The sequence below is a fragment of the Gilliamella sp. B2889 genome (assembly GCF_026536885.1).
GTDB classification, from domain to species: domain Bacteria; phylum Pseudomonadota; class Gammaproteobacteria; order Enterobacterales; family Orbaceae; genus Gilliamella; species Gilliamella apicola_E.
Genome location: NZ_JAFNNF010000002.1, coordinates 139,717 through 156,006, shown reverse-complemented (window position 1 = coordinate 156,006; position 16,290 = coordinate 139,717). Strand labels below are relative to the sequence as shown.

14 protein-coding genes are annotated in these 16,290 nt (G+C 34.3%); 5 read left to right on the top strand and 9 right to left on the bottom strand.

All coding sequences use genetic code 11. The features are described 5' to 3' along the window. Positions 1-63: 63 nt before the first annotated feature. Together J3U09_RS03620 and J3U09_RS03615 are read left to right on the top strand one after the other, a co-directional pair. Positions 64-1,908: a beta-glucoside-specific PTS transporter subunit IIABC gene (locus tag J3U09_RS03620; protein ID WP_267357163.1), complete on the top strand. Its 1,845-nt coding sequence runs from the start codon at positions 64-66 to the stop codon at positions 1,906-1,908. A 10-nt stretch (positions 1,909-1,918) separates the two neighbouring features. Further along, positions 1,919-3,322, top strand: coding sequence for a glycoside hydrolase family 1 protein (locus J3U09_RS03615; RefSeq protein ID WP_267357162.1), 1,404 nt, complete (start codon positions 1,919-1,921; stop codon positions 3,320-3,322). 340 nt (positions 3,323-3,662) lie between these two features. On the opposite strand, the gene metB is transcribed toward J3U09_RS03615, so the two are convergent. Beyond that, positions 3,663-4,847, bottom strand: a complete 1,185-nt coding sequence (gene metB, locus J3U09_RS03610; RefSeq protein WP_267352978.1) for a cystathionine gamma-synthase — start codon at positions 4,845-4,847, stop codon at positions 3,663-3,665. 171 nt (positions 4,848-5,018) lie between these two features. Here metB and metJ point away from each other — a divergent pair, with 171 nt between their 5' ends. Beyond that, a complete protein-coding gene (gene metJ / locus J3U09_RS03605) occupies positions 5,019-5,333 on the top strand; it encodes a met regulon transcriptional regulator MetJ (RefSeq protein ID WP_267352977.1) in 315 nt (104 codons plus the stop codon). Between the two features lie 76 nt (positions 5,334-5,409). Here the strand turns inward: metJ and rpmE are convergent, their stop codons facing one another. From rpmE to J3U09_RS03565, 8 genes are all read right to left on the bottom strand, one after another. After that, positions 5,410-5,625 carry a 50S ribosomal protein L31 gene (gene rpmE / locus J3U09_RS03600; protein WP_065563627.1) on the bottom strand — a complete coding sequence of 72 codons (216 nt, stop codon included), beginning with the start codon at positions 5,623-5,625 and terminating at the stop codon, positions 5,410-5,412. A 141-nt stretch (positions 5,626-5,766) separates the two neighbouring features. Further along, entirely contained in the window at positions 5,767-6,819 is a 1,053-nt protein-coding gene (gene degS, locus J3U09_RS03595) for an outer membrane-stress sensor serine endopeptidase DegS (RefSeq protein WP_065563628.1), read from the bottom strand. A gap of 110 nt (positions 6,820-6,929) precedes the next feature. Then, positions 6,930-8,303: a Do family serine endopeptidase gene (locus J3U09_RS03590; protein ID WP_065563750.1), complete on the bottom strand. Its 1,374-nt coding sequence runs from the start codon at positions 8,301-8,303 to the stop codon at positions 6,930-6,932. A 78-nt stretch (positions 8,304-8,381) separates the two neighbouring features. After that, entirely contained in the window at positions 8,382-8,789 is a 408-nt protein-coding gene (locus J3U09_RS03585; protein WP_267331808.1) for a YhcB family protein, read from the bottom strand. A 48-nt stretch (positions 8,790-8,837) separates the two neighbouring features. Next, positions 8,838-9,299 carry a DUF721 domain-containing protein gene (locus J3U09_RS03580; protein ID WP_267357160.1) on the bottom strand — a complete coding sequence of 154 codons (462 nt, stop codon included), beginning with the start codon at positions 9,297-9,299 and terminating at the stop codon, positions 8,838-8,840. Positions 9,300-9,564: 265 nt separating this feature from the next. Then, entirely contained in the window at positions 9,565-10,830 is a 1,266-nt protein-coding gene (locus J3U09_RS03575; RefSeq protein ID WP_065563631.1) for an MFS transporter, read from the bottom strand. A 35-nt stretch (positions 10,831-10,865) separates the two neighbouring features. Continuing rightward, positions 10,866-12,272 carry a glucuronate isomerase gene (uxaC, locus tag J3U09_RS03570; RefSeq protein WP_267357158.1) on the bottom strand — a complete coding sequence of 469 codons (1,407 nt, stop codon included), beginning with the start codon at positions 12,270-12,272 and terminating at the stop codon, positions 10,866-10,868. Positions 12,273-12,288: 16 nt separating this feature from the next. Continuing rightward, positions 12,289-13,758, bottom strand: coding sequence for a mannitol dehydrogenase family protein (locus J3U09_RS03565; RefSeq protein ID WP_267357157.1), 1,470 nt, complete (start codon positions 13,756-13,758; stop codon positions 12,289-12,291). Between the two features lie 278 nt (positions 13,759-14,036). Between J3U09_RS03565 and J3U09_RS03560 the strand changes: the two genes are divergently transcribed. Both J3U09_RS03560 and uxuA read left to right on the top strand, forming a co-directional pair. Next, entirely contained in the window at positions 14,037-14,798 is a 762-nt protein-coding gene (locus J3U09_RS03560) for a GntR family transcriptional regulator (protein ID WP_065734694.1), read from the top strand. A 75-nt stretch (positions 14,799-14,873) separates the two neighbouring features. Beyond that, positions 14,874-16,055, top strand: a complete 1,182-nt coding sequence (gene uxuA / locus J3U09_RS03555) for a mannonate dehydratase (RefSeq protein WP_065734695.1) — start codon at positions 14,874-14,876, stop codon at positions 16,053-16,055. The last annotated feature ends 235 nt before the right edge of the window (positions 16,056-16,290 follow it).

The window sequence follows — 16,290 nt, the reverse complement described above, 5'->3', positions numbered from 1 at the left end:
AATTTTTAGTGTATTAAGCTTTTTTATCAATGAATAACCATTCTTTAAGTAATGGAGAAAATAATGGACTATCAAAAAATTGCACAGCAAATACTCGAATTAGTCGGCGGTAAAGAGAATATTATCAACTTAACACACTGCTTTACTCGCTTACGGTTTCAATTAAATGACAGTAAAAAAGCTAATCGCGAAAAATTATTACAGACAGAAGGTGTGATTTCCGTTGTTGAAAGTAGTGGACAATACCAAGTAGTATTAGGCAATAAAGTCACCAAAATTTATGAGCAACTCCTCCCTCTAATTGGCGAGTTAGAACAAAGTAATCAAACGGAACCTAAAGTTTCATTAGGGGTAAAAATACTTAATGCTTTTGCAGCTATTTTTACACCAATCATCCCAGCTATTGCAGCATCAGGTATGTTAAAGGGAATTTTAGCTATAGCGGTTATGATAGGTAATTATTACTATCAAACTGATATCAAAACTTATAACACCTACACGATTTTACATGCTGCATCAGATGCAGTTTTCTACTTCATGCCAATAATACTTGGCTATACCGCTGCTAAAGTATTTAAAGCTCATGAATTTATATCGATGATAATTGGTGCAACATTATGTTATCCATCAATTGTCAATTTAATGGCTAGTAAAACTGAAGTCACTCTGTTTACCATTGAATTAACCAAAGCAAGTTACACGTCTAGCGTTATCCCAATTATATTAGCGGTATTTATTTTAAGTTATGTACAAAGATTTTTGGAATATATTATCCCTGAAGTATTAAAAATTATCATGGTGCCAACTTTTTCATTACTTATCATGATACCAGCTACTTTACTTATTTTCGGTCCTATTGGCATCTATATTGGCGAATTTATAAACTGGATCTATTACTACATTATGGGCGTTAGCCCTATATTATTAGGAGCATTTATTGGTGGTGTATGGTGTATTTTAGTCATCTTTGGCGCACATCGTGCTATTGTACCAATCGGCATTAATGACGTAGCTCAAACTGGACGCCAGAACTTACTTGCTTTCGCTGGAGCGGCGAACTTTTCACAAGCTGGAGCCGCATTAGGTGTATTTTTCAAAACCAAAAATAAAAATTTAAAAACCGTTGCCGCATCGGCAACAATCACAGCCTTGTTCGGCATTACCGAACCAGCGATTTATGGCGCTAACTTAAGATTGAAAAAACCAATGATTTGTGCGGTTGTGTGTGGTGCACTTGCTGGAGGATTAATGGGTTGGGGAGGATCTTATGGTACAGCCTTTGCCAACCAAGGGGTATTAACAATACCTGTTTATGCGGAAGCAGGTACAAAAGCGTTCTTATGCTATTTAATTGGTATAGGCTTTGCATTTTTTGGTTCATGCATTATGACAATGATTGTTGGATTTAATGACATACCAAACGAAAAAGAATCAAAAACAATTCAAACTCCATTAACCACTGATACAACTATTCTATCGCCTGTTGAGGGTGAGGTCATTGCCTTAAATCAAGTCAAAGATGAAGTATTTGCTTCAGGAGCGATGGGCAAAGGGATAGCAGTTTATCCTAAAATTGGTGAAATAATTGCTCCAGCAGATTGTACAGTATCAGTACTCTACCCTACTTTACACGCAATTGGTCTAAAGTTAGACAATGGCATTGAACTGTTGATCCACATTGGAATTGACACCGTTAAATTACAAGGTAAATATTTTAAATCCTATGTACAAGCAGGACAACACATTAAAAAAGGAACCAAAATAGTTTCATTTAATATTGATAAAATAAAAGAATTCGATTTAACGACTTCGGTTATTGTCGTTAATTCGGATCAATATAAAAATATAGAATATTGTCAAGAAGATCACGTCAGTAAAAAAGACAATTTATTATTTATTCAAGTTTAGAGGTTAATATATGAAAGCTTTTGCTAAGGATTTTTGGTGGGGAGCATCATCTTCTGCCTTTCAAATTGAAGGTGGATGGGATGCTGATGGAAAAGGGATGACCGTTGCTGATTATAACTCATTTCAACGCTCTGCAGTGCAAGCCGATAGCAAAGTTGCCAGTGATTTCTATCATCATGTAGAGAGTGATATTGCTTTGTTTAAAGAATTGGGATTAAAAACTTATCGTTTTTCAATATCATGGGCACGTATTATTCCTGATGGGGACGGTGAAATAAATCAAGCTGGGATTGATTTTTATAATCGAGTAATTAACAAATTAATCAAAAATGATATCATTCCATTTATTACCCTTTATCACTTTGATTTACCATTTGCCTTAGTTAATAAATATAATGGTTGGCAAGACCGCCGTTGTGTCGATGCGTTTAGACACTATGCTCAGGTCTGCTATAAAGCATTTGGTGATCGGGTAAAAAACTGGCAAATCAATAATGAACAAAATTTGATGATTCGTGTTAATGAACGAATGAACATGTACAAAGTCGCACCAGCCGACACAGAAAAAGTGAGAGCTCAAATGGATTATCACATGTTTGTTGCTCATGCGATGGCAACAAATGATTGTCATGAACTAATTACTGGAAGCAAAGTAGGACCAGCGGTATCATCCACCATGACCTATCCTGCAAGTAATAAACCAATGGATGTTTGGGCAGCTAAAATGAATGATAATTTTAAAACTAATTATGCCCTAGATATGTACTGTTTTGGTGATTATCCGGGATACTATAAACATTATTTGCAACGTTGTGGTATCTACCCTATTACACAACCAGAAGATGCCGAAATATTAAAAAAAGCTAAACCTGATTTTATTGCCGTAAATTACTATCGAACATTAGTCGCAAGCTATTTACCGGAAGATGATGCTCATCCATTTGGCACTAAAGAAAAAGATATTGATTTCGATTTATATGGTTATTTCAAAATTGAGAAAAACCCAAATTTAACCGCATCTACTTATGGCGCACAAATTGACCCGATGGGGTTGAGACTAGTATTAAATGAATATTATCGCCAATATCGTTTACCATTAATTATTACTGAAAATGGATTAGGTACTCCAGATACATTAACTGTTGACAATAAAGTACATGATGATTATCGAATTGATTATATCAAATCGCACATATTAGCTTGTCATGATGCAATTGAAGATGGGGTTGAACTATTTGGATATTGTCCATGGTCAGTAATTGATTTACTAAGTTCTCATCAAGGTTTCAAAAAGCGTTATGGCTTTGTTTATGTTGATCGAGATGATCATGACTTAAAAACACTTAATCGAATTAAAAAAGATAGTTTTTATTGGTATCAGCAAGTCATCAAAGATAATGGTATTAAAGATTAAAAACAGGGATGGGCTTTAAAAAAGCCCATGATGATAGTTGTTGAAACAAACAGCTATACTGGAAATGATTGTTTGCCTAATCTTGTCATAACTTCAAATATGAACCACATCATTGTATTAGCCTGATAATAATTCAGTTTTATTCTAAATTAGATGATTTATAGATATGGAGTGATATTGAATTTTTGAGTTGAGGAACGGGGTTTTTGAGGCAAATATAAACACTAATTTAACCACTTTAGTTAGTCAAAAAGTAAAATAGTGCATTATTATGAAAGTAAAGGAAAATAGGATTGATAAAATCAATTATTTCTCAATCCTATTGATCAGCAGATAAAATTTAGATTTGAGCTAGTGCTTGTTCTAAATCATTAAGAAGATCACTGATATCTTCAAGACCAACCGAAATACGTAATAATTGATCGGATATACCTGCGGTTTTACGTGCTTCAGCACTAATTCCTGAATGAGTCATAGTTGCAGGATGACAGATTAAACTTTCCACACCACCAAGTGATTGGGCTAATGTAAATATATTGAGTGCATTTAAAAATTTCGGCATAACATTAGCATCACCGGCTAATTCAAAACTTAGCAGTGAACCAAAACCTTTTTGTTGTCTTTTCGCAATATCATGTCCAAGATTTGAAGGTAATGATGGGTGAAAAACTTTTGCAATTTTAGGGTGATTTGCTAAAAATTCTACCACTTTTTGCGCATTTTCTTGCTGTAATTTAACTCTTGCTGCTAGCGTTCTTAAACCACGCAATAACAAATAACTATCAAATGACGAAGTAGATGTTCCGATATTATTGGCCCACCATAGTACATCCGTTGCTAATTGTTGATCTTTAAACACCAATATTCCAGCGAGTAAATCTGAATGGCCATTTAAAAACTTAGTACAAGAATGGCTAACAATATCAGCACCAAGCTCCAATGGTTTTTGTAAAATTGGTGTCATAAAAGTGTTATCGACTAAAACCAAAGCACCAACCTCATGAGCTTGTCGAGTGATCGCTTCTATATCGACAACTCGTAACAAAGGGTTACTTGGTGATTCAATTAAGACTAATTTAGGTTTTAAGCTAAGTGCTTCTTTCAAAGCAACAGAATCTGATTGGTCAACAAATTTTGTTTTAAAATAGCCTTTTTGACTCAAACTATTAAATAATCGATAACTACCGCCATAACAGTCATGAGGCGCAACAACAACATCATTTGGACTAAGTAAGGCAACGCTAATTAGATGTATTGCTGACATACCGCAATTAGTTAAAATAGCATCCGCCCCATCTTCTAATTTAGCAACGGTTTCTTCGACTAATCGTCTACTTGGATTGGATTTGCGACCATAATCAAACTTCCTCGGTGTTGCAAACTCTTCATAACGATAACATGTTGAAGGCGTAATAACAGGAACTACGCTACCAAATTGATCATCTGTATTAATTCCACCACGAACAGCTATCGTGCCTTGGCTAAAATTAGCACCTTGTCTTAGATTTTTAGAATCACTAGCCATAACAACCTTCCTACCAATCATTTTATATATCTAATAATTGTATAAGAATAGCACAATAAAAAAAGACGTCAACATGTCTAGACGTCTAACTATCTTGGTGTATAGATTGCAGCTAAATAAAAAAAACGCTAAAATTACCCACATTATTTGTGATGTGATTTGGTGAAAAATATGATGGAATGGAACGGCGATTATATCAGCCCTTATGCTGAACATGGTAAAAAAAGTGAACAAGTAAAAAAAATTACAGTCTCAATTCCGTTGAAAGTACTTAAAATATTAACTGATGAGCGAACAAGGCGACAAGTCAATAACTTACGTCATGCAACGAATAGTGAATTATTATGTGAAGCCTTTTTACACGCTTATACTGGTCAACCACTCCCTTGTGATGAAGATCTTCAGAAAGATCGTGATGATGGAATTCCACAACAAGCACAAAAAATGATGAGAGATTTAGGCATCGATCCGGATTTAATCGACTAATGATTGAATTAAAATAGAATAGTAGATACAAAAAAGGCGCTTAAAGCGCCTTTTTGACAACGTTAGTTTAGTAAAACTATTTTTTACCACCAACCATTGCAAAACGTTGTTTGAATTTATCAACACGTCCGCCAGTTGCAACATCACGTTGTTTACCAGTATAAAACGGGTGACATTCACCACATACGTCAAGATGAATATCATGACCAATAGTTGAATGAGTTTTAATTGTGTTACCACAAGAACAAGTTGCTGTAATTGCAGTATATTCTGGATGGATACCTTCTTTCATAATAAACCTCTAAAGTTTGTTCGTATCGCTATATAAACGGCTTAATCGCAAAATCTATACACCATACGAGTGTTAAATAACATGATAAGGGTGCGAATTATACGTCCTATATGAAAGATAATCAAGTAATAATCGACCAATCTAAACCGGTAATTGCCCGATAGTTACTTGAAGTTCAATCTTTTCTCCATTTCGCAAAACTAATATGGGGACGATTGTTCCTGGTTTCAACTCTGCAATTTGATCCATAGTTTCTACTATGGATTTTACTGGTTTATTATCAACCATAATTAATATATCATTTGCTTCAACGCCGGCCTGTAATGAAGGTCCTTCAGCATTGGTAACTAATATACCTAATACCTTCGGTAAATCACTAGGATTTTGCGTTGGGGCGAATTCTAACCCATCAATGCCAATATAACCTCGAATTACTTTCCCATCTTGAATTAATTTATCCATTATTTTAACGGCTAATGCTGTTGGGATGGCAAAACCAATTCCTTCAGGAACATCATTACCGAGATTTTTAGCAAATGTTAATGTATTAATGCCTACCAACTCACCTTTAGTATTTACTAAAGCTCCACCTGAATTACCATGATTAATCGATGCATCAGTTTGAATAAAGTTTTGTCGACGATATGGGCTTAATCCGTCACGCCCTGTCGCACTAATAATACCTTGGGTAATCGTTTGACCGATGTTGTATGGATTACCAATAGCTAAAACAACATCACCAATTTTGGGGTCTCGTTTAGAATTAATAGGTATGACCGGGATATTAGTTGCCTCTATTTTAAGCACAGCAATATCAACCAACTTATCGGAACCTACAGGTAATGCTTCAAAAATTCGACCATCTTGCAAGGCAACAATAATTTGTTCAGCTCCATCAACAACATGATAATTGGTAATAATATAGCCATACTCACTCATAATTACACCAGAACCTAGCGGTGTAATTGGGCCATCTTGTGATTGTTTTGGAACAGAATTAATCGATCGACTGTAGATATTTACTACTGCTGGAGCAGCAATCTTAACCGCGTCAGAATAACTCATAGGTTCTTCATTAAAAATAGATCTAGAAAAATCTGATTGTGTTCCATTTCTTAAAGAAGGGAAAATAATGAGTAATACTATCGCTAACACACCACCAATTAATATTGGCCAAAGAAACTTTTTAAGCATAATTATTATAAAGATGAGAATAGTTGATAGGATTCTATCATATCTAACTGATGGTTAAAATGAAGTTTTCGTCGATGCAAAGCATCGACGATTTTTAGCTATATAATTACTTAGCGTAAGATAAGATATAAACGGCTATCTCCTCGGACAATATTTAAAGCGATTGCAGAAGGATTGCTATCAATCACTTTACGTAGTTCAGAAATACTATTAACTCTAGACTTATTGACCCCAGTGATAAGATCACCTTCTTGTAAACTTAAACGTGAAGCAGGAGAGTTTTTAACAATACTCTCAATTAATACACCTTTTTGTCCTTTTATATCACCATTAACAAGTGTTGCACCTTCAAGTGCTGGATGTAAAGATTTTGCTTCGGTACTGGATGCATCACCGTTTTTCAATTTAACCTCAACAGAAATCTCTTTGCCATCTCGAATCAAACCTAATTTAACTGTACGACCAGCTCCAGTTGTCGCGATTTTTGCGCGTAACTCTGCAAAACTATCAACCGGTTTACCGTCCATAGAAATGATGACATCACCAGATTTAATTCCTGCTTCTTTTGCAGCAGAATCATCTATAACTTCACTAACAAAAGCACCTTTTTGTACTTCAAGGTCAAAAGCTTTAGCAATATCTGATGTTAATTCATTACCTTTTATACCTAAAACACCTCGTTTAACTTCACCATACTCAATAAGTTGAGAAGTCAAACTTCTAACCATATTACTAGGTATAGCGAAACCAATTCCTACATTACCCCCACTTGGCGCAATAATAGCAGTGTTTATCCCAACTAGTTCACCATTTAAGTTAACTAAAGCACCACCGGAATTACCTTGGTTAATTGACGCGTCAGTTTGAATGAAATTTTCAAAGCCATCCATACTTAACCCACTACGAGCTAACGCAGAAATGATACCAGAAGTAACAGTTTGACCGATACCGAATGGATTACCAATCGCAACAACGTAATCACCAACTCGTGTTTTATCTGAATCAGCAAGTTTGATTGAGGTTAATTTTTTTGCATTATCCACTTTTAATAAAGCAATATCACTTTGTGGATCTTTACCAATTAGTTTTGCTTGATATTCATGACCGTCATTTATTACTACCGTAATTTTATCGGCGCTATCAATTACATGATTATTGGTAACAATATATCCTTTTTCAGCATCAATAATGACACCAGAACCTAATCCCGAAAAAGGCCTAGATTGACTATCCGGATAGCCGAAAAATCGTCTAAATTCTTCCGGCATATTATTTTGCATTTGAGCAGTGCCTTCAACTTTAATACTTACTACCGAAGGTAAAACGGTTTCCAACATTGGTGCCAACGATGGTTGTTGTTGGTTATTATCCGTTGGTAAAAATGGGAATGCCGCATTGGCATTAGATAATGTAGCTAAACTTAAACCTAAACTTAATGCAATTATACTTAATAATTTTTTTGGTTTTCGTAAAGAATGACTCATCATAAAACTCTCTTATTTAAGAAATTTGATATTTAAAACATAAATAGCCTAATAAAACTAAGAAATGTTGAAAATTAATTAAGATTTCACTTCATCATTTTTGAATAATCCTGAAGGATTATCTGAATAGTCTTTAGGCTGCTTTTCAAGTGTTAATTCATTTTTGACACTGATATCATTATTGACGGCTTCTAAATCAATCATAGGCATATCATCAGAAGTTACAAATTGCCCAGAAGTTTCAGCAATATGTTGATATAAGCGACGAAAATCTTTGGCCATATTATCCAATATTTCAGCACTATGAGAAAAATGTTTAACCATCATCTGTTTTTGAGATGCTAATTCTTCTTGGGCTTGTTCCAATTCGCGTTTAACTTTGGCATATTTACGTCCTTTTTGAGAAACAAAATTGATGAAAATTATTCCCACAATAAAACCAATTATTAAGGCGATGATAATATAGGTCATCATACTTTTATCCATATTTCACTCCTGTATCTTTTCATTTATTATTTCTAAATATTGTTTAGCTTATTTTGCATGGTTAGCAAGTTTTATCAATTGTTTTTTTAGTTTTTCAGGTGCTTGCTCAGCCAAAGCATTTAAATATATTGTTGTTTGAATCGTAATCACATTATTAATTTTAGCATTCTTATTTGAAAAATTAACTAATTGTGAGTTATTTGTCGCAATAGTGGGATTAATCTTATATTGAATAGAGGATAACGAAGGTAAGATTTTTTCACGTATACCTGAAATCAAATTACTTTGTTCGTATTTTATTCTTGTTAACCAGTTAGCAGAACTAACCTCAAGAATAAGAATGCCTTGACGATAATTTGCGACTCTATATTGCTGATTCAACGGTGCTGGAAGCAATTCATCAATAACCTTCGTTAATTGACTCAGTGCTAATGTCCTTTCTTTTATTTGGGATAATAGAGCCCCTTGTGACAAAAGGCTGGTCAACATTTTTGGCTCATTATCACGCATGAATTAGGCTCATCCTTAGTTCTTGCTAAAATTAAAACAAATCTATTTATAATATAAATAACTCAATACTCAATAATTTACCTGATCTATTCAAAAAAGTCGTGTAAAAAAATAATATTTACACATTATTTGAACTATTAAAAATGAAATAAATAATAAGGCTAATTAAAATAATTAATCAATTTCAAAAAAATAGGTAGAATCAAAAATTTTGATCCTACCTATGTTAGTTATTATTAATTATTTGTTAGTTATCTAGTTATGATTAATTAGTGGTACTTTGATTAACTTGGTTCTCTCGAATAAATGTCCAAAGCACAATTGCACCGATGACATCAAAGAAAGCTAATGCAATAAAGAAAGGACCAAAACCAATTATGCCTACAAATGCACCAATGAAAAGGTTAAATATTAATTGACCTGTCCAAGCACAAGCACCGGCCATCCCAACTGCTGTAGCAACTTGATTTTTCTTAAATAAGTCGCCGCCTAAAGTTGATGCAACAGTAGATAACAATTGATGTGAAAAACCACCAAGGCTGATTAAAAATACCGCTAAGTATGGGTTTTCAACAATACTAACAAAACCAATGGTCATCATTAACACAGCGCCGATGGTAAAGGTGATCAATCTTGAATTGATTAATGATATTCCACGGTCATTAAAAAACTTCGCAACAAAACCACTTGCTAAACAGCCTAGATCAGCCATCAAAAACGGTAGCCAAACAAACATAGCAATTTCTTTTAAACTAAAGTGTAATGTTTCAACGAAGAAAATTGGCACCCAAAAATTGATTGTCCCCCAGGCTGGATCTGCAAGAAAACGTGCAATACCAATACCCCAGAAATTACGCTGAGTAAGGATCGTTTTTAAAGATACTTTTTCTTTATCATTGTCTAAATATTTTTCTTGACCTGCTTCAATATATTCTCTTTCTTCAGGAGACAATATTTTTGAATCTTTAGGGTCACGATAAAAAATAAACCAAGCAAGAGCAGCAATTAATGCTAACGAACCAGAAACAACGAAAGCAAATTCCCAACCTTGGAATAAAATACACCAAGCGATTAGAGGTGGAGCTAACATAGCACCAAAAGATGTCCCCATATTAAACACACCTGATGCGATCCCTCTTTCTTTTGCAGGGAACCATATAGAGGCAGTTTTTATTCCTGCTGGGATAGCTGATGCTTCACTAAAGCCCATTACACCGCGCATGAAAGCTAAACCTTGCCATGTACCTGTCAATGCATGACCCATGGTTGCTAATCCCCAAATTACCGCACAGATAGCAAACCCAAGTCTTAGACCTATAGTATCAATAAAAAAGCCCATGATAGGTTGACCTATCGTATACGCTAACTGGAATGCGCTAACAATCCAAGAATATTGCTCTTTAGTAATACCTGTGGTTTCTAAAATTGTCGGCGCGGCAACGCCTAATGCCGTTCGATCAAGATAATTGATTATTGTAATAGCACAGACAAGTAAAATCATGTACCACCGAAATTTTGGAATTGTTCTCATTTTATTTCCTTCATCTTATTTATTGTTAATTCGTGTTATTTAGAAAAATAATGATTTGCATTGTTAAAACAAATATTTCTAATCATGTTGCCAACTAAGTCAAAATCTTCAGGAATTTCTCCATTTTCCATCCAATTCCCCACCATATTACAAAGAATTCGTCTAAAATATTCATGTCTTGTAAATGATAAAAAACTACGGGAATCAGTTAACATACCGACAAATTGACTTAATAATCCCATTTGAGAAAGTTGCATTATCTGACGTTCCATTCCATCTTTTTGGTCATTGAACCACCAGCCCGAACCAAATTGAATTTTTCCTGCAATATTTGAACCTTGAAAGTTACCAGCCATAGTCGCTAAGACCTCATTATCACGAGGGTTTAGACAATACAAAATAGTTTTAGGCAGTTCATCAGTTAAGTCCAAAATACCTAATAATGAAGAAAGTGGTTCGGCGATGGGTCTATCACCAATCGAGTCAAACCCAGCATCAGGACCAAGCATTTTAAACATTCGTTGATTATTATTACGCAAAGCTCCTAAATGTAATTGCATAACCCAATTACGTTTATGATATTGCTTACCTAACCAAACAAGTACTGCCGTACTAAATTGTGCAATTTCCAGTTCAGAAAGGGACTGATTAGTAAGACGTTTTGCTATTATTTGATCAAGCTGTTTTTCCGAAGGAATATCAGCATAACGGAGAATTTCGATGCCATGATCTGCAGCTTCACAACCATGTTGTTCAAAATGATCTAATCGTTTGGTTAACGCACAAAGTAATTTTTCAAAACTATTAATTTCAATATCAGTTACTTTTCCTAATTCAACAATATAATCAACAAAGCCTGTTAGTTCTATTTTAAAAACTCTGTCTGGTCGCCAACTTGGTCTTACTTTAGTTTTAAATGAAGCATCTAAAGCGATTTGTTTGTGATATTCAAGTGAATCAATAGGGTCATCAGTTGTTCCTACTGCTTTGACATTCATTTGTGTCAAAATACCTCTGGTTGAGAATTCAGCAGTCGCTAATTTATCATTAGCCTCAGACCAAATTTTATCAGCTGTTTTTTCGTTAAGAAGAATATTTTTTATACCAAATGGTCTTTTTAACTCTAGATGAGTCCAATGGTAAATCGGGTTTCCAAGCGTTAAAGGAACAACTTTTGCCCAAGTAAGATATTTTTCATAGTCAGATGCATCACCTGTGATATATTTTTCATCAATTCCAGCTGTCCGTAACACACGCCATTTGTAATGATCACCAGCTAACCAAATTTCAGCTAAATTACGGAAATTTTTATTTTCAGCGATATCTTTTGGTGGTAAATGGCAATGATAATCGTATATAGGTTGATCTTCAGCGTAATCAAAATAAAGCTTTTGTGCCGCATCAGTTTGTAACAAAAAGTTATCATCTAAGAATTTTTTCATTGTTTTTCTTTCCAATTTATAAAGCTAAATCCTTAATAGTCTGTTTGGCACCTTTTTTCATTAAAGAAAGATAATGTTCTGTTATTTTTTCTCTGAATAATGAATTGGCTGGTAAATCTGATCCAAAAACAGCTTCTAAACTTAATAACGAGTTAACTCTTTCTACCCCTTCATCACTCTCAGCAACACGTTTTTTCAACTCATCAACCATTGGATCACGAATATCGATTACTTGTTTATGGTCATCAATACCACCAACATATCGCATCCAACCAGCTACCCCTAAAGCTAGTAATGAAAAATCAGAATTATGTTTAATATGCCAACGGATAGAATCAAGTATGCGTTGCGGTAGTTTTTGTGTACCATCCATAGCGATTTGCCATGTTCTATGTTTTAGTGATGGGTTACTAAATCTTTCAATAAGTTTTTCAGCATATTGTTGTAAATTAACGTGCGAAGGAACATTTAAGGTTGGTGCTTGCTGTTGCATCATTAACGATAAAGTCGCTTTTTTATAATTTTCGTCATTCATACAATCATTGATATGCTCATAACCAGCTAAATAACCTAAATAGGCTAAAAATGAATGGCTACCATTTAGCATTCGAAGTTTCATTTCTTCATATGGCACTACATTATCAACAAATTCAGCACCAGCTTCGTTCCAATTAGGTCGTGAAGTGACAAAATTATCTTCAATAACCCATTGAATAAATGGCTCACAAGCAATACCACACGGATCATACATTCCACCTAAAACATCTTGAATTTCTTCTAAGGTTTCAGATGTTGCAGCAGGAACAATACGGTCAACCATCGTACAAGGGAAAGTTGTATTATTTTCAATCCATTTAGCCAGCTCAAGATCGCGTGCATTCGCTAAATCTAAAATAGCTTTCCTCAAAACTAAACCATTTTCTGGCATGTTGTCACATGATAAAGCCGTAAACGATTTCAATCCTCTTTGCATTCTTCTATATAAAGCTTCAACAATAACACCTGGCGCTGACATAGGTTTACTTGGAGAAGCTAAATCTGCTTTGATTAATTCATTATTCAAATCCAAACCAGTCCCACCAGGCAACATACAGTAACCTTTTTCAGTTACCGTTAATGAAACAATTTCGACAATAGGATCAGCCATTTTTTCTAAAATTGTTTCAATACCGTCTGTTGGTGCTAATAATGATTCTTTTACACTTCCAATAATATAGGCTTGTTTAGATGTCGCGCCTTTTTCAAGCACTGTATATAGATGATCTTGTTTTCTAATATCATTGATTAACTCTTCACCACCAACAATATTTACCTCGCAGATAGCCCAATCACTATTACCTTTATTCAATAAACGATCAGTAAATAGTGCCTGATGTGCTCTGTGAAATGCACCAAAACCTATATGTACAATACGAGCGGTCATTTTCTCCCTATTGTATAAAGGTTTATTTTTGATTGATTGTGGTATTTCTAATAAATTCAACATTTTATACACCGTAATTAACTAACTGCAATATTTATTGGTTAGACATATTTTCATTTGTTGACAAAATTTTCATCTTTATTTTTCAATTTTTGTGATTCACGTCACATTTTTTGGTTTATTTTATAGGGATGTTTGCTAAAATCTTTATAATGGCCGACAATATTGGTAAACCAATTTAAAGATGTAATGGATTTCTTTTATTATTAACTTAGAGGAGTTTAATAATTAGCGTATAATTATCTTCAATAAACTTAATAGTATTCTGAGGATTATAGATTATGCCAAGAGGCAAACGACTCTATCAAGAAATTGGTAATGAGTTAAAATTGTTATTAAAAAGTGGAACTTTTAAAATTGGTGACCGTCTACCACCAGAAAGAGATATTGCTGAGACCTTTGATGTTAGCAGAACGGTAGTTCGAGAAGCATTAATTATGTTAGAGCTAGAAAAATTAGTTGAAGTAAAAAAAGGCTCTGGTGTTTATGTAATTGGTTTACCAAGCGAGTTCTTGTCTGAAAAAGACAGGGAAATAGAAGAAGAGGATTTTGGTCCTTTTGAATTATTACAAGCGAGACAATTAATTGAAAGTAATATTGCCGCTTTTGCTGCCTCACAAATTGTAAAAGCTGATATTGTAGAGTTAAGAGCTATATTAGAACAAGAACGTCAAATTTTAGAACAAGATGTACTTGATGACTATAGTGCTGATGAAATGTTTCATATTGCAATAGCTCGAGCCACAAAGAACTCAATACTTGAGCGGTTATTAGAAGATCTATGGACAAAACGTTCATCAAGTAAAATGTGGGACCAACTACAAAGTAGAATAACCGATCATAGTTATCGAAAAAAATGGTTATATGATCATGAAAAAATTCTACAGGCATTACAGTTGAAAGATGCAATGGCTGCACGCCATGCTATGTGGCAGCACTTAGAAAATGTTAAACAAACATTAATGACTGTTTCTGACAGTGAAGATCCAAATTTTGATGGTTATTTATTTGACTCTATACCGGTCACTATCGTTAACCAATAGAAACAAATATGCATTGTTTATGGATCTTCATTTTAGAATAATTTTGTAAATGAAGTATCTTTGAGGAGAATTTAAATGGAACAAACAATGCGTTGGTTTGGACCTAACGACCCTGTATCATTGGACGATATTAGACAATCAGGGGCAACAGGAATTGTTACAGCTTTACATCATATTCCCAATGGTGAAATCTGGACAATCGACGAAATTAAAAAACGAAAAAAAATGATTGAAGACAAAGGTCTAACTTGGTCAGTTGTTGAAAGTATTCCTGTTCACGAAGAAATTAAAACCCATTCTGGCAACGTTGAACAACATATTGCCAATTATCAACAATCAATTCGTAATTTAGCCGCTTGTGGTATTGATACTGTTTGTTACAATTTTATGCCAGTATTAGACTGGACTCGCACCGATCTAGGTTATGAATTATCAGACGGTTCAAGAGCTCTACGTTTCGATCAAATTGCTTTTGCTGCATTTGATATTCATATTTTAAAGCGACCTAATGCCGAAAAAGATTATTCACAAGAAGATCAGATTTCAGCAAAAAAATATTTTGAAAATATGACGCAAGCCGATAAAGATAAACTTGTTGGAAATATTATCGCTGGGTTACCAGGTGCCGAAGAAGGTTACTCACTAGATCAATTTCGAGCACATCTTGCAACATATGACGGTATTGATAAAGCTAAATTACGTGAGAATTATGCTTATTTCTTGAAAGCTATCGTTCCAGTCGCCGAAGAAGTTGGCGTTGTTCTGACAGTTCATCCTGATGATCCTCCTAGACCTATTTTAGGTTTACCACGCATTGTTTCAACTATTGAAGATATGCAGTGGATAAAAGAAACAGTTGATAGCATTCATAATGGATTCTGCTTCTGTACTGGTTCTTATGGCGTTCGTAGCGATAATGATTTAGTTACAATGGCTGAAAAATTTGCTGATAGAGTTCACTTTATTCATTTGCGCGCAACAGTTCGTGAAGATAATCCATTATCTTTCCACGAAGGTGATCACTTAGCAGGTGATGTTGATATGTATGGCGTAATTAAAGTGCTTATTGCTGAAGAAGAACGACGTAAAAAAGCGGGAATCAAACGTTTAATACCAGTTCGTCCTGATCATGGTCACCAAATGCTTGACGATCTTAAAAAGAAAACCAATCCAGGTTATTCTGCAATAGGACGCTTAAGAGGTTTAGCGGAAATTCGCGGCGTTGAATATGCGATTAGACGTGCATTTTTTGAATAAAGACTAATCGCCTTTGACTAGAGAAGCCCATAATATTGGGCTTTTTTTAATTTGAACATAAAAATAGCGTGATATACACGCTATTGTTCTTATATAGTTAGAATGTCTTTATTTAAAATCATGATTTTAAATATTTATTATCGATATTTTTTATTTAAAGCAACACCAAAAAGATAGCCGAATAAGCACTGCTTAAAAAACATCATATTAAAGAAAGAAATTTTACTGTCTATCC

Bases quoted from the DNA above. Each gene is read 5' to 3' on its own strand.
- J3U09_RS03620 (WP_267357163.1), top strand. From the start codon at position 64: ATGGACTATCAAAAAATTGCACAGCAAATACTCGAATTAGTCGGCGGT.
- J3U09_RS03585 (WP_267331808.1), bottom strand. From the start codon at position 8,789: ATGGATAAAAGTATGATGACCTATATTATCATCGCCTTAATAATTGGT.
- J3U09_RS03615 (WP_267357162.1), top strand. From the start codon at position 1,919: ATGAAAGCTTTTGCTAAGGATTTTTGGTGGGGAGCATCATCTTCTGCC.
- J3U09_RS03565 (WP_267357157.1), bottom strand. From the start codon at position 13,758: ATGTTGAATTTATTAGAAATACCACAATCAATCAAAAATAAACCTTTA.
- J3U09_RS03580 (WP_267357160.1), bottom strand. From the start codon at position 9,299: ATGCGTGATAATGAGCCAAAAATGTTGACCAGCCTTTTGTCACAAGGG.
- uxaC (WP_267357158.1), bottom strand. From the start codon at position 12,272: ATGAAAAAATTCTTAGATGATAACTTTTTGTTACAAACTGATGCGGCA.
- J3U09_RS03575 (WP_065563631.1), bottom strand. From the start codon at position 10,830: ATGAGAACAATTCCAAAATTTCGGTGGTACATGATTTTACTTGTCTGT.
- rpmE (WP_065563627.1), bottom strand. From the start codon at position 5,625: ATGAAAGAAGGTATCCATCCAGAATATACTGCAATTACAGCAACTTGT.
- metJ (WP_267352977.1), top strand. From the start codon at position 5,019: ATGATGGAATGGAACGGCGATTATATCAGCCCTTATGCTGAACATGGT.
- uxuA (WP_065734695.1), top strand. From the start codon at position 14,874: ATGGAACAAACAATGCGTTGGTTTGGACCTAACGACCCTGTATCATTG.
- J3U09_RS03590 (WP_065563750.1), bottom strand. From the start codon at position 8,303: ATGAGTCATTCTTTACGAAAACCAAAAAAATTATTAAGTATAATTGCA.
- J3U09_RS03560 (WP_065734694.1), top strand. From the start codon at position 14,037: ATGCCAAGAGGCAAACGACTCTATCAAGAAATTGGTAATGAGTTAAAA.
- metB (WP_267352978.1), bottom strand. From the start codon at position 4,847: ATGGCTAGTGATTCTAAAAATCTAAGACAAGGTGCTAATTTTAGCCAA.
- degS (WP_065563628.1), bottom strand. From the start codon at position 6,819: ATGCTTAAAAAGTTTCTTTGGCCAATATTAATTGGTGGTGTGTTAGCG.